The organism is Salmonella sp. NW884 (assembly GCF_051700745.1).
Taxonomy (GTDB): domain Bacteria; phylum Pseudomonadota; class Gammaproteobacteria; order Enterobacterales; family Enterobacteriaceae; genus Salmonella; species Salmonella enterica.
This window is the reverse complement of the sequence record NZ_JAMMDE010000003.1, coordinates 219,241-231,711: the sequence shown is the minus strand read 5'-3', so window position 1 is coordinate 231,711 and position 12,471 is coordinate 219,241. Positions and strand designations below refer to the sequence as shown.

The 12,471-nt window shown below is 53.9% G+C and carries 12 protein-coding genes and 1 other RNA gene; 4 read left to right on the top strand and 9 right to left on the bottom strand.

Going from position 1 to position 12,471, the window contains the following annotated elements; translation table 11 throughout:
* Positions 1–261 (bottom strand): type B 50S ribosomal protein L31, encoded by a 261-nt coding sequence (locus NA197_RS09060; protein WP_000801415.1) that lies wholly within the window; start codon positions 259–261, stop codon positions 1–3.
* A gap of 224 nt (positions 262–485) precedes the next feature.
* On the opposite strand from NA197_RS09060, the gene NA197_RS09055 reads away from it, so the two are divergent.
* On the top strand, positions 486–2,036 hold the full coding sequence (locus tag NA197_RS09055) for an EAL domain-containing protein (protein WP_052932475.1): 1,551 nt from the start codon (positions 486–488) through the stop codon (positions 2,034–2,036).
* A 49-nt stretch (positions 2,037–2,085) separates the two neighbouring features.
* Here the strand turns inward: NA197_RS09055 and ffs are convergent.
* Positions 2,086–2,182, bottom strand: an RNA gene (gene ffs, locus NA197_RS09050) — signal recognition particle sRNA small type.
* Between the two features lie 84 nt (positions 2,183–2,266).
* On the opposite strand from ffs, the gene NA197_RS09045 reads away from it, so the two are divergent.
* The gene (locus NA197_RS09045; RefSeq protein ID WP_000961285.1) at positions 2,267–2,656 is read left to right on the top strand and encodes an MGMT family protein; all 390 of its coding nucleotides are present in this window, start codon (positions 2,267–2,269) and stop codon (positions 2,654–2,656) included.
* A 32-nt stretch (positions 2,657–2,688) separates the two neighbouring features.
* Here NA197_RS09045 and NA197_RS09040 read toward each other — a convergent pair whose 3' ends face one another.
* Positions 2,689–3,258 carry a YbaY family lipoprotein gene (locus tag NA197_RS09040; protein ID WP_000779802.1) on the bottom strand — a complete coding sequence of 190 codons (570 nt, stop codon included), beginning with the start codon at positions 3,256–3,258 and terminating at the stop codon, positions 2,689–2,691.
* Between the two features lie 214 nt (positions 3,259–3,472).
* Here NA197_RS09040 and tesB point away from each other — a divergent pair, with 214 nt between their 5' ends.
* A complete protein-coding gene (gene tesB, locus NA197_RS09035; protein ID WP_000084176.1) occupies positions 3,473–4,333 on the top strand; it encodes an acyl-CoA thioesterase II in 861 nt (286 codons plus the stop codon).
* Between the two features lie 99 nt (positions 4,334–4,432).
* Here the strand turns inward: tesB and amtB are convergent, their stop codons facing one another.
* The 5 genes from amtB to decR all read right to left on the bottom strand — a co-directional run bounded on the left by amtB (position 4,433) and on the right by decR (position 10,347).
* A complete protein-coding gene (amtB, locus tag NA197_RS09030) occupies positions 4,433–5,719 on the bottom strand; it encodes an ammonium transporter AmtB (RefSeq protein ID WP_000684912.1) in 1,287 nt (428 codons plus the stop codon).
* Positions 5,720–5,750: 31 nt separating this feature from the next.
* On the bottom strand, positions 5,751–6,089 hold the full coding sequence (gene glnK / locus NA197_RS09025) for a P-II family nitrogen regulator (RefSeq protein WP_000780341.1): 339 nt from the start codon (positions 6,087–6,089) through the stop codon (positions 5,751–5,753).
* Between the two features lie 212 nt (positions 6,090–6,301).
* Entirely contained in the window at positions 6,302–8,083 is a 1,782-nt protein-coding gene (locus NA197_RS09020) for a SmdB family multidrug efflux ABC transporter permease/ATP-binding protein (RefSeq protein WP_001256082.1), read from the bottom strand.
* On the bottom strand, positions 8,076–9,848 hold the full coding sequence (locus NA197_RS09015) for a SmdA family multidrug ABC transporter permease/ATP-binding protein (protein WP_001235560.1): 1,773 nt from the start codon (positions 9,846–9,848) through the stop codon (positions 8,076–8,078). The genes NA197_RS09020 and NA197_RS09015 overlap by 8 nt, the downstream gene beginning before the upstream one ends.
* 40 nt (positions 9,849–9,888) lie before the next feature.
* Positions 9,889–10,347, bottom strand: a complete 459-nt coding sequence (decR, locus tag NA197_RS09010; protein ID WP_023234242.1) for a DNA-binding transcriptional regulator DecR — start codon at positions 10,345–10,347, stop codon at positions 9,889–9,891.
* Positions 10,348–10,459: 112 nt separating this feature from the next.
* Here decR and cdsH point away from each other — a divergent pair, with 112 nt between their 5' ends.
* The gene (cdsH, locus tag NA197_RS09005) at positions 10,460–11,515 is read left to right on the top strand and encodes a cysteine desulfhydrase (RefSeq protein WP_000987850.1); all 1,056 of its coding nucleotides are present in this window, start codon (positions 10,460–10,462) and stop codon (positions 11,513–11,515) included.
* Positions 11,516–11,564: 49 nt separating this feature from the next.
* Here cdsH and cof read toward each other — a convergent pair whose 3' ends face one another.
* Complete coding sequence (gene cof, locus NA197_RS09000; RefSeq protein WP_000113030.1) at positions 11,565–12,383, bottom strand: HMP-PP phosphatase; 819 nt, start codon at positions 12,381–12,383, stop codon at positions 11,565–11,567.
* Positions 12,384–12,471 lie beyond the last annotated feature (88 nt).

The window sequence follows — 12,471 nt, the reverse complement described above, 5'->3', positions numbered from 1 at the left end:
TTACCCCCGTTTAGCGCCGATAAAATGACCAAAACGTTTCTGGAAGCGTGCGGCGCTACTTTCGCTATCAAACGTTTTCTGTCTACCGGTATAAAAAGGATGCGATTTTGATGACACATCAATAGTGACATACGGATATGTCACGCCGTCCAGTTCGATTTCACGTTCAGTTTTGATAGTTGATCCCACTTTCACATATTCATTTGCGCTGGTGTCGTGAAATACGACGGTGCGGTATACAGGATGAATATCAGGTTTCATTGCGCCCCCTCAATTATGTTATAACATAACAACAAAATACGCTATCAACGATCCTTTTTCAACCGGTAAACATTCACGATCTCTTCCTGGCGGCAAAAGCAACGTGGCGTAACGCGTTAGCCTGGCGCCTGAATCTGTAAAATCGATAAAATAGCTTTATCATTCGAGGGCGCGATTTACGATCGGATATACTTTCTCTACGCTGTGTTTATAAGGACATCACTGTGACAACACGACATCTGGTCAGCCTGGTAACGGGAGTGCTTATCCTGTCTGTCCTTTTCCCGATAGGATTGAGTCTGTGGCTGGCGCACCGTCAAGTTGAAAAAAGGTTTAATGAAGAGCTGGATATCTTCTCGTCCCGGGTGGCGCTACGTACAGAAAGGGTCAGTGACCAGGCAAAAGCAGCGTTAACGCATATTGCCTCCTTTAAAGGCGAGTCCTGCAGCAGCGCCCATTTACTCGCCATGCGCCGCGTGTCTTATAGCTTTCGGTATGTCCAGGAAGTTCTGTACCTTAAAAATTCGATTCCCGTTTGCTCCTCACTTGAAAAAGAGAGCCATATTCCCGCGTTCCCTCCGCCTATGAAAATCACTCGCGACGGTTATCGCGCCTGGTTTACGGCGCAAAACGATCTGGGTATAAAACGCTATATGGCGGCACTCGGGAGCGACAGCTATATCGTGATGATCGACCCGGCGTCCTTTATCGATGTGATTCCGTTTGGCGCATGGCCGATTGACGTCGCTATTATTGGCCGGGAACGCAATACTGTGGTTGCCAGCAGCGGTAACCTTGACTCCGCTATTCTTCCGCTCATTCACCATGAGACGCCCCTGCGGCTGGAAAACCGAGGCATTCAGTATGCTATCCACCCCTTTCCGGAAATGGGCATTACTATCGTAAGCTGGGCACCGACCGCTCCGCTGGAAAGGAGCTGGTATCGACAGGCGTTTATCTGGCTACCGGCGGGCATCGTAACGGGTCTGCTGGCCGCAGCCTTTATTCTGCGTATTTTGCGTCGGCTACAGTCGCCCCGCCACCGTCTCCAGGATGCGATAGACAATCGCGAAATTAACGTACACTATCAGCCTATTGTCTCCCTGAGCAGCGGAAAAATTGTCGGTGCCGAAGCCTTAGCTCGCTGGCAACAGGCGGACGGCACCTTCCTTTCGCCAGAAATTTTTATCGCGCTGGCTGAACAAACCGGGCTCACGGAGCCACTAACCCGGCTAATCATCGAAACCGTTTTTGAAGACATGGGGGGTTGGTTAAAGTCCCATCCCGAACAACATATTTCAATCAATCTTGAGGCATCCGATCTGGCGTCGGAAACGTTGCCGACGCTGTTAAGCACGCTGCTAAACCGTAGCCAAATTTCTCCGTCGCAAATCGCGCTTGAATTAACGGAACGCGAGTTCGCCGATCCGAAAACCAGCGCGCCCATTGTCGCCAGATACCGTAACGCGGGACATGCAATTTATATTGATGACTTTGGCACCGGCTATTCCAGCCTCAGCTACTTACAAAATCTGGATGTGGATGTCCTTAAAATTGATAAATCTTTTGTCGATGCGCTGGAATATAAAAACGTCACGCCGCATATTATTGAAATGGCGAAAACGCTCAAACTTAAGATGGTCGCAGAAGGCATCGAAACGACCAGGCAAGAACAGTGGCTACGCCAGCATGGCGTACATTATGGTCAGGGCTGGTTATACAGTAAGCCCCTACCCGCTACGGCATTTATTCTTTGGGCGGAACAGCGGCTATAACGTCGCACAGCAGAAAAGAACAGTGTGGAAAGGCAGAATTGGGTGGGGGCCCTGCCAGCTACATCCCGGCACACGCGTCATCTGCCTTGGCTGCTTCCTTCCGGACCTGACCTGGTAAACAGAGTAGCGTTGCGGGAGAACCAACAGAGCCCCCATTGAGAGCGTTGTGAACCAACGCGCAGGCGCATTATCACTGCTATATCGTGCAATTGCAACCCATCAGGCATCGGATGCTGGTTTCTTGCGCATCCGGGCTTTCCTCCCCCCTTATTCCAGATTATCCTGAAGCATTAACGCAGGATTCTATTATGGATATTCAGGACACTTTTCCTCAACGCGTCTGGCAAATCGTCGCCTCGATCCCGGAAGGGTTTGTCACGACCTACGGTGATGTCGCCCGGCTTGCCGGTTCCCCTCGGGCGGCGCGTCAGGTCGGCGGAGTTTTAAAACGTCTGCCGGAAGGCAGCACTTTACCATGGCATCGGGTGGTGAATCGCCACGGCGCAATATCACTTACCGGGCCGGATCTACAGCGGCAACGTCAGGCATTACTGGCGGAAGGCGTGGTGGTGTCGGGAAGCGGACAAATCGATTTACAACGCTATCGCTGGGTGTATTAACCCTCTCCGTAACGGAGAGGGTTGGCGCAGGATTAATACTGGGTAGGCGCAGGAACGGCAGAAGACGGATTGACCTGGGTCGGCGAAGTCGATGGAACCGTCGTCGTCGCACCACCGCTGGCCTGCACAGGCACCGCCGTTTGCTGTACCGGTACCAGCGTAAGATCCGCTTTAGTACCGCCATTGTTAATCACCGGTTTCACGCTATCGGTAATAAATACCAGCTTATTGTCAACGGTGATGGCCGCGCTCAGGAGAATGCGCGCGTTAGGTTGAATATCTGATGGGTTAAACGGCAACACAAAACTGAAAGGCGCCTGTTTACCTTCGGTACGTACCGCTTTTTGCGACAGCACCTTAGACGGCGCATCAGCCAGCGAAGCATCTGAAAGCGTCACGGTCAGCACCGCATCTGGCGGCAGAGCGACCTTCTGGCGGATCCAGACGGTACCGGAAACATTGGGTTGCTGAATAGTAGACTGGTTAGCTGTAATCGACATGTTAGGGTTTGGCGCAGGCGTCTGGATATCAGCGCTTTTATCAGCGCAGGCCGCCAGAGATATCGCAACCGCTAAACCACTTACGATGTGCACGAGTTTCATTCAATTCTCCTTATCATCAATGCACCAGCAGGCCTTTCCCCCCGCCGGAAGAGTGGTTAACAGAAACATAACGTGATTAAGTGTGGCACATGTCACTCATTTTTGCCTGGAATTGGTCTGTTATTCAGACTTTTGTACCCATCGGACCACTTGCAAAATTGCGTTATACTCTGCCCTACCTCGCTTCGGCATCGTTGTCACCTGGAGAGTATGTATGAGTCAGACACTGAATAATTTGCTGACATTATTGAATCTGGAAAAAATTGAAGAAGGACTCTTTCGGGGCCAAAGTGAAGACTTAGGGCTGCGCCAGGTATTTGGCGGTCAGGTGGTGGGCCAGGCGCTCTATGCCGCCAAAGAAACGGTGCCGGAAGCGCGACTGGTGCATTCATTCCACAGTTATTTTCTGCGGCCAGGCGACAGCCAAAAACCCATTATCTATGACGTAGAAGTGCTGCGCGATGGGAACAGCTTCAGCGCCCGCCGCGTTGCCGCTATTCAGAACGGGAAACCCATCTTTTATATGACCGCCTCATTCCAGGCGCCGGAACCGGGTTTCGAACATCAAAAAACCATGCCGACGGCAGTCGGGCCGGAAGGACTACCGTCAGAAACGGAAATCGCGCAATCGCTGGCGCATTTACTGCCGCCGATTCTGAAAGAAAAGTTTCTCTGCGATCGCCCGCTGGAAATTCGTCCCGTCGAATTTCACAATCCGTTGAAAGGTCACGTCGCCGCGCCTGTGCGTCAGGTATGGATTCGCGCCAACGGCACCGTTCCGGATGACATTCGCGTCCATCAATATTTACTGGGATATGCCTCTGACCTGAATTTCCTTCCCGTCGCGCTTCAGCCTCACGGCATCGGTTTTCTGGAAAAGGGCATTCAGATCGCCACTATCGATCACTCTATGTGGTTCCATCGCCCGTTCAATTTTAATGAATGGCTACTTTATAGCGTAGAGAGCACTTCCGCCTCCAGCGCCCGGGGCTTTGTTCGCGGCGAGTTTTATACTCAGGATGGCGCGCTGGTCGCTTCAACCGTGCAGGAAGGGGTAATGCGTAATCACAATTAAAAAACATGCCGCTATGCGGCGTTAATGGCCTGATGACGCTGCGCTTATCCGGCCTACGGTAAACTGGATAAGCGCAGCGCCATCAGGCATGTTGCGCAATCACGCGTTATACGCATTCTCGCCGTGACTGTTCACATCCAGCCCCTCGCGCTCCTGCTCTTCCGGTACACGCAGTCCAACAAGGATATCCGCCAGTTTGTAACCAACAAACGCGACAACGCCGGACCAGACGACCGTAATAGCAATACTTTCCAGCTGTACCATCACCTGATGTCCCATCGTAACGCCGTCGACAAAGCCAACGCCGCCCAGCGAACTGGCGGCAAAAACGCCGGTCAGGATACAGCCGACTATTCCGCAAACGCCGTGAACGCCAAATACGTCGCACGGATCATCTACCCGTAGCAGACGTTTAAGCATGGTGACTCCCCACAATCCCGCCAGACCCGCAATAACGCCGATAACCAGCGCGCCGCCAACGCCAACATAGCCACAGGCTGGCGTCACGCCGACCAGACCGGCAATCGCGCCGGAACAGGCTCCCAGCAGGGAAGGCTTACCGCGTAGCGTCCACTCGCCGATAATCCACCCCAGAATCGCGGCGGCGGTCGCCACCACGGTGTTCACAAAGGCCAGCGCTGCTATCTCGTTTGCGCTACCCGCAGAACCCGCGTTAAATCCAAACCAGCCGATATACAGAATCGCAGTACCGGTAAAGACCATCGGCAGGTTATGGGGTTTAAATGCTTCTTTCCCAAAGCCGACGCGTTTGCCAATTAAATAAGCCCCTACCAGCCCGGCGATAGCGGCGTTAATATGCACCACTGTACCACCGGCAAAATCCAGCGCGCCGTGAGCAGCCAGCAGGCCGCCGCCCCACACCATGTGCGCAATCGGGATATAAGAGAGCGTGAACCACACCACGACAAAAATCAGTACCGCCGAAAAACGAATACGCTCCGCCAGCGCGCCGACAATCAGCCCGACGGTAATACAGGCGAAAGATCCCTGAAACGCGACATGAATATACTGATAAATCGTACCCGTTACCGCCGTCAACGCGATATTCTTCAACATCGCTCCATCAGCATTACCGAAGAAATGATTCCCTTCGCCAAAAGCCAGCGAATAGCCGTACACCACCCATAAAATACAGACCAGCGCAAAGGTGACGGTCACTTGCGTTAACATTGACAGCACGTTCTTAGCGCGAATTAATCCGCCGTAAAACAGCGCGATACCCGGTATCGTCATGAACAGCACCAGCGCGGTGCAAATCATCATAAAAGCACTATCCGCTTTATCGGCAACCGCTGGCGCGGCTATCGTTAGCCCAGGCAGCAGCGCCAGTGAAGCCAGTGTGGTTTTTATCATCGCTATCTTCATTTTTTCATTTCCTGTTGCTGTGTGGCGGGTCTTACAGCGCTGCTTCGTCAGCTTCGCCGGTACGAATCCGAATAACGCGCATGAGCTCCGCGACGAAAATTTTGCCGTCGCCAATTTTTCCGGTGTAAGCCGCTTTACTGATGATATCGATCACCTCTTCCAGTTGGTCGTCGGCGATAGCCACATCAATTTTGACCTTCGGCAGGAAATTCACGCTGTACTCCGCGCCGCGATACAGTTCGGCGTGTCCTTTCTGACGGCCAAACCCTTTCACTTCGGTGACGGTCAGTCCCTGAATGCCAATGGAAGAAAGCGCCTCCCGCACGTCCTCCAGCTTGAACGGTTTGATAATCACGGTAACCAGCTTCATAGAACCCTCCAGTCAGAATTAGGTAACGGCTGCCGCCGCGCATGGACTCTTCAGGATGGATATTGCAAAGGATGTGCCAGAAGCTGGCGAGCGAGGAAAAGCGCGGTTAGCGGCGCGTCTTTATATTGACGCGCCCCAAAATCGAAGCAGGGAAAGAAAAACGCACCACGACGGTGCATAATGGGCGAGGCTTTGCCCTGTGGCGCAAAACCTTACGCTGCAGGGCCGGGTTCTTCGTGTACGCTGGCGGCTAACTCCTCGCCAACTAACTGTAATTGATACATTTGCCAGTAGCGCCCTTGCGCCGCCAGCAATTGTTGATGCGTCCCGCGCTCCACCGCCTGGCCGCGATGGAGAACCAGAATGGTATCCGCCTCCACGATTGTCGATAGCCGATGGGCAATAACCACCAGCGTGGTGCGCTCGCGAATCGCCGCCAGCGCCTGCTGTATCGCCTGCTCAGTGCCGGAATCGATGCTGGCCGTCGCCTCATCAAGAATTAATATTTGCGGGGCGTCAACCAGCACGCGCGCCAGCGCCAATAGCTGTTTTTGCCCGACGGACAGTGTATTTCCCTGCTCGCCGAGATGCGTATGCAGCCCGTCGCTCAGACCGCGCGCCAGATCTGCCAGTTGTACTGTTTCCAGCGCCTGCCACACCTGCGCCTCGGAGACATCGCGCCCCAGCGTCACATTAGCCAGAAAGGTATCCGCCATCACTACCGGGTCCTGTTGAACCATCGCCACGCCCTGGCGTAAAACGCGATGATTAAGAGAGGAGATCTCTCGCCCATCCAGCCGAATTTCGCCTTGTGTCAGGGGGTAATACCCCATTAATAAGCTGGCGAGCGTGCTCTTCCCGCTGCCGGTGTGCCCCACCAGCGCCACAAAGCTACGGGACGGTACTGAGAGCGTAATGTCCTGTAAAACAAGATTATCGTCGCGGTAAGCAAACGACAGATGATCAATATCAATCGCCCCGCTTTGTAACGGCCTGTCGTCGCTGCCATAGCGCTGGCGCGGGCGATCCATCAGTTCAAAAACACGCTCTCCCGCCACAACCGCCTGCTGTAGCATGGATTGCTGGGTGGTCAGTTCAATGAGCGGCTCGTTCAGACGTGACAAATAGCTAATGAACGCATACAGCACCCCGACCTCAATCGTGCCGGCAGACGTAAAGCTGAAAAGCATCAACAGACCGCACAAAATGAGCGCAGAAAAGAGGCTAAGCAGCGGACGCAATAAAAAGCCGTCTAAGCGTAGTGTCTGCATCCGCGCCATGTAGTGCGAGCGGCTGGCCTCGCCCATGCGTTCGCCGAAGCGCGCCTGCTGGCGAAACTGCTGAATTACGCTCATCCCGTTGATGATTTCGTTAAAGCCGTCGTTAATATCCGCCAGGTATGCCCGCACGCGGCGTACAATCGGCGTGCTGTAGCGCTGATAAATGACCATCACGGTCAATACCGCCGGAAAAATCAAAATCGCCACCAGCGCCATCCGCCAGTCAAGGCTGAACATGGCGACCAGCATGGCGCCGATCAACGCCGCGCTACGTAATACCGTTGCGACGACCGTGACGTACAGATCGCGGATGACTTCCGTATCGTTGGTCACGCGTGAAATTAATTGTCCGACAGGCTGTGTGTCGAAGGCGCTTAGCGGCTGGCGCAAGGCGGCATCCATGACGTCCGTGCGCAAGGACTGAACCACGCCAACGGCCGCCCGGTTAAATAATAAAGACTGGGCGTAATGCAGACCCGCCGCTAGAAACTGTAGCCCCACATAGGCGGCCGCCAGCCCCGCGACCTTGCCCAACGGTAAATGGTGGCGGGCCACCATGTTATCAATGAAATAGCTGATCAGCAGCGGACCGCTAACCTCCGCCGCCGCCGCAATCCACAGCATCATCACCGCGACAGAGAGCGGTTTTCGCCATGGCGAGCCATACGCCAGCAACCGTTTCAGCGTCGGCCATAGCTGTCCAAAACTACGCATTCACCGCCTCCTCGCCGCGTTCCGGCGCGTCATCCAGAGCGGCCTCCAGTTGCTGATAGCGATACATATCGCGATACCAGCCAATCTGCTGCGCCAGTTGATCGTGATCGCCGCGCTGAACAACATGACCATGTTGCATAACGATAATTTCATTGGCGTCGGTCAGCGCGGATAAACGATGCGCGCTGATGATGACCGTACGCCCTTCGCCCCACTGGCGCAAATTATGCAAAATCTGATGCTCCGTACGACCATCTACTGCTGAAAGCGCATCATCGAGAAGCAGAATTTCCGCATTCAACAGTAGCGCTCTGGCAATCGAGATACGTTGTTTTTGCCCTCCCGATAACATGACGCCACGTTCACCTACCTGCGTGTCGTAGCCCTGAGGCAAACGGAGAATATCCTCATGTACGCTGGCTAAACGCGCCACCTGTTCAATCTCCTCCTGGGTCGCCTCCGGGCGTCCGAGCGCAATATTATTGGCAATAGAGTCCGAGAACAAAAACGGCGTCTGGCTGACGACCGCCAGTCGGCTACGCCAGCTATCCAGTTGCAGATGCGTCAACGGCATGTCATGGAATCGGATTTCTCCCTGCGTCACATCAAAATGGCGCTGGATAAGCGACAATATTGTGCTTTTCCCCGCGCCGGTCGGACCGCATATCCCCAGCATCTGACCCGGTTTAAGACGAAAGTTCACATTCTCCAGCGCCGGATGCGTCGTTTGCGGATAGCAAAACTCACGAATGGCCGCCGTCAGTTCGCCGCGCCCCGCCGGGACCGGCTCTTCGCCATCCTTAACTACCGGCGCTTCCGCCAGCATGGCGCGGATGCGGCTGTAAGCGGCGCTCCCCCGCTCCACGATATTAAACATCCAGGCCAGCGCCAGCATCGGCCAAATCATCAACCCCAGATACATCATAAAGCTGGTGAGTTCGCCCAGCGTCAGGCTGCCGTTAACCACCATCCAGCTTCCGCCGCTAATCGCGAGCAGGTTCGCCATGCCAATGGCGATGTAAATGGTTGGATCAAAACGCGCGTCAATACGCGCCACGCGCATATTTTTCTTGCCGGTATCTTCGGCATCCGCCGCAAACAGCGAAGACTGGCGGTCCTCCAGACCAAACGCTTTGATCATGCGGATGCTGGTCAGACTCTCCTGCGTGCGGTCGTTCAGGCTGGAGAAGGCGGCCTGCGCCAGTTTGAAATAATCATGCAGTCGATCGCCGTAACGTTTGATCATCAGCGCCATAATCGGCATCGGCAACAGCGCTAATAGCGTTAGCTGCCAGCTAATTTGCGTCGACATGACAATCAGTACCGCGCAGCCCATTACCAGCGAGTCAACCAGCGTCAGAACGCCCTCGCCCGCCGCAAATACGACGCGATCCACATCATTCGTCGCACGCGCAATAAGATCGCCCGTTCGATGGCGCTGATAAAATTCAGGATGCTGACGACTCAGCTGGCGATAATAATCTTCACGCAGTTCGACGGCTAATTGATAAGAAGCGCCAAATAGCAGCACGCGCCAGACATAGCGCAACAAATAGACCACTACGGCGATCAGGGCAATGGTGCCAATCCACATCGCTATTCGGCCTGGAGTAAAATGCTGTGCGGTTACGCCATCCACGACAATCCCCACCACTTTGGGCGGGATCAGCTGAAGCATCGCAATAAGCATAAGCAGGGCCACCGCGCCAAGATAGCGACGCCATTCCCGGCGAAAGTACCAGCTTAATTGAGCAAATAATCGCACGCGTTATTTCCTGATATGATTTCCGGCAATACCGGGAGAATTATTCAATGGGCAGAGAGGTGGTGTACTTAATCTGTTCCATCGCAAAACTGGAGGTGACGTCTGACAGTCCTGGGACGCTATTGACCAGACGTTTATAGAAGTCGTCATACCGCTTCATGTCGGCCACCTGAACTCGCATCAGATAGTCGTATTCCCCCGCCATCCGCCAGAAGCCAAGCACTTCCGGCATCTCAGAGACGACGGCCACGAACCGACAGTACCATTCACTGCTGTGGTGCTGCGTTTTTATCAACACAAAAGCGGTTAATCCCAGCCCCAGTTTTTCCGGGTCCAGCAGCGCGACCCTGCCAAGCAGGATACCGTCATCTTCCAGGCGTTTAAGCCGCTTCCAGCAAGGCGTTGTCGTCAGATTAACGGCATCCGCCAGCGCCTGCAAAGAGAGGGTACAGTCCTGCTGCAATAAGCAAAGCAGTTTACGGTCAATTTTATCTAACATACCCACCCCATAGAGAATATTTTTCTCCTTACATTGTAATTTAAAGGTCAAATAGCAACAATTTTTTCCGTACTTTTCGCTACTCTTGGCACAAAATGATAAATGGATATTAATGATGAGTAGCAATTGGGTTAAAAATGCCATTAATGAAATTAACGCTGACCACCAGCGCTCGGCGGATACGCATCTTATTCGTTTGCCCCTGTCGGCATTTCCAGGTATCCAGCTTTACCTGAAAGACGAAAGCACGCATCCCACCGGTAGCCTCAAGCATCGTCTGGCGCGCTCGCTGTTCCTTTATGGGCTGTGCAATGGCTGGATTAAAGAAGGCACTCCGATTATTGAAGCGTCATCAGGCTCAACGGCGATTTCCGAAGCCTGGTTCGCGCGTTTACTGGGACTGCCGTTCATCGCCGTCATGCCCGCCTGTACCGCAAAACGTAAAATCGAACAGATTCAATTTTATGGCGGCCACTGTCATTTTGTGGAGAGCGCCTGCGAAATTTATGCCGCCTCCGAGCGGCTGGCGCATGAACTGAACGGTCACTATATGGACCAGTTTACCTACGCAGAACGAGCTACCGACTGGCGGGGCAACAATAATATTGCCGACAGTATTTTCCGCCAGATGCGCAACGAACCCCATCCGGTACCGCGATTTATCGTCATGAGCGCCGGAACGGGCGGAACCTCTGCGACGATTGGGCGCTATATTCGCTGCCAGGGCTATGATACTCAGCTCATGGTGGTGGATCCGGAAAATTCCGTCTTTTTACCTTACTGGCAGGATCGCGACGCTTCATTACGCAGCCCGGTGGGCAGTAAAATTGAAGGAATTGGTCGTCCGCGAGTAGAGCCTTCTTTTATTCCGGATGTCGTGGATGAGATGCTGCGCGTACCGGACGCCGCCAGCGTTGCCACCGCACACTGGCTGGAAACGCAGCTAGGCCGTAAAGTCGGCGCCTCTACCGGCACGAATATGTGGGGAGCGCTGCAGCTTGCGGCCCGGATGCGCGAGGCTGGAGAAACCGGCGCTATCGTGACGTTATTGTGCGATAGCGGCGATCGCTATCTGGATACCTATTACCATCCGTCCTGGGTTAGCGACCATATCGGCGATTTGACGCCGTGGTCAGCGGCCATCGCAAAATTACTTACCGGCGACTAGAAACCAAAAAAAAGCCAGACTGAATGTCTGGCTTGCTGGAAGAGATCTCTCATTCGGGGGAATAAGGTAGATGCGGATTGTCCAGCCAATGCGTCAAAAAGTGTGATACCGCTTGATTACCACAATGTCCGATAACCGAAAGGTGTGGCAGCGCGGCGATAAGCTGCGGCATGGCATTGCCCATAATGAGCCCCCGCCCGACGCTGCCCAGCATTTCCCGATCGTTCATCGCGTCGCCAAACGCCATGCAATCTGCCAGTGAAAGCCCTAAATGGTTGCTCAATACCGCCAGCGCCGATCCTTTATTGCACCCCAGCGGTAGCACTTCCAGGCAGTCGACGGCAGAGAAACAGAGGTGCGCGCGTTCTTCCAGCGCCTCATTGAGCTGAATGCGCAAACGGATCAGATCGTCATGATCGCCGCAAAAACAGATCTTCGTCACCTGATGGGCCGGAATACTTTTTATATCGATAACCTGATAACGAAAGCCGCTGTAGACGTGCGCCTGGAGTAGCGCGGGGATCTCCTGGCCTGTAAACCAGCCGTTGTCATTAAACACATGCATACTGGCTCGGGTATCCCAGGCATGGTGCATCACCGTATCGGCAACCTGAGGATCGAGATCCTGACGATGCAGCACGTCGCCTTCCAGCGAGTGAATTCGCGTCCCGTTACCGGTAATAAGATAAGCATCCAGTGAAAGCGTCCCCAGAATATGCCGCATTTCCAGCACATGACGACCCGTAGCGAATGTCAGGGTGATATCGCGTTCGCGCAGACGCGCCAGCGTGGCGATCGTTTCTCTACCCAAATGGTGATCGGGCATTAATAACGTGCCATCCATATCAAATGCTGCCAGACGGGCCATCTCTTTCTCCACACTGTGACGCGGTTAACTTGTTGTTCAGTATTACCTGAGATATACGGAAGTAATAGTGAACAGATAAAAGGAAGTG

Excerpts from the sequence above, each read along its gene's own strand:
- tesB (WP_000084176.1), top strand. The coding sequence starts at position 3,473 with ATGAGTCAGACACTGAATAATTTGCTGACATTATTGAATCTGGAAAAA.
- cdsH (WP_000987850.1), top strand. The coding sequence starts at position 10,460 with ATGATGAGTAGCAATTGGGTTAAAAATGCCATTAATGAAATTAACGCT.
- decR (WP_023234242.1), bottom strand. The coding sequence starts at position 10,347 with ATGTTAGATAAAATTGACCGTAAACTGCTTTGCTTATTGCAGCAGGAC.
- NA197_RS09060 (WP_000801415.1), bottom strand. The coding sequence starts at position 261 with ATGAAACCTGATATTCATCCTGTATACCGCACCGTCGTATTTCACGAC.
- amtB (WP_000684912.1), bottom strand. The coding sequence starts at position 5,719 with ATGAAGATAGCGATGATAAAAACCACACTGGCTTCACTGGCGCTGCTG.
- cof (WP_000113030.1), bottom strand. The coding sequence starts at position 12,383 with ATGGCCCGTCTGGCAGCATTTGATATGGATGGCACGTTATTAATGCCC.
- NA197_RS09040 (WP_000779802.1), bottom strand. The coding sequence starts at position 3,258 with ATGAAACTCGTGCACATCGTAAGTGGTTTAGCGGTTGCGATATCTCTG.
- glnK (WP_000780341.1), bottom strand. The coding sequence starts at position 6,089 with ATGAAGCTGGTTACCGTGATTATCAAACCGTTCAAGCTGGAGGACGTG.
- NA197_RS09045 (WP_000961285.1), top strand. The coding sequence starts at position 2,267 with ATGCTGGTTTCTTGCGCATCCGGGCTTTCCTCCCCCCTTATTCCAGAT.
- NA197_RS09020 (WP_001256082.1), bottom strand. The coding sequence starts at position 8,083 with ATGCGTAGTTTTGGACAGCTATGGCCGACGCTGAAACGGTTGCTGGCG.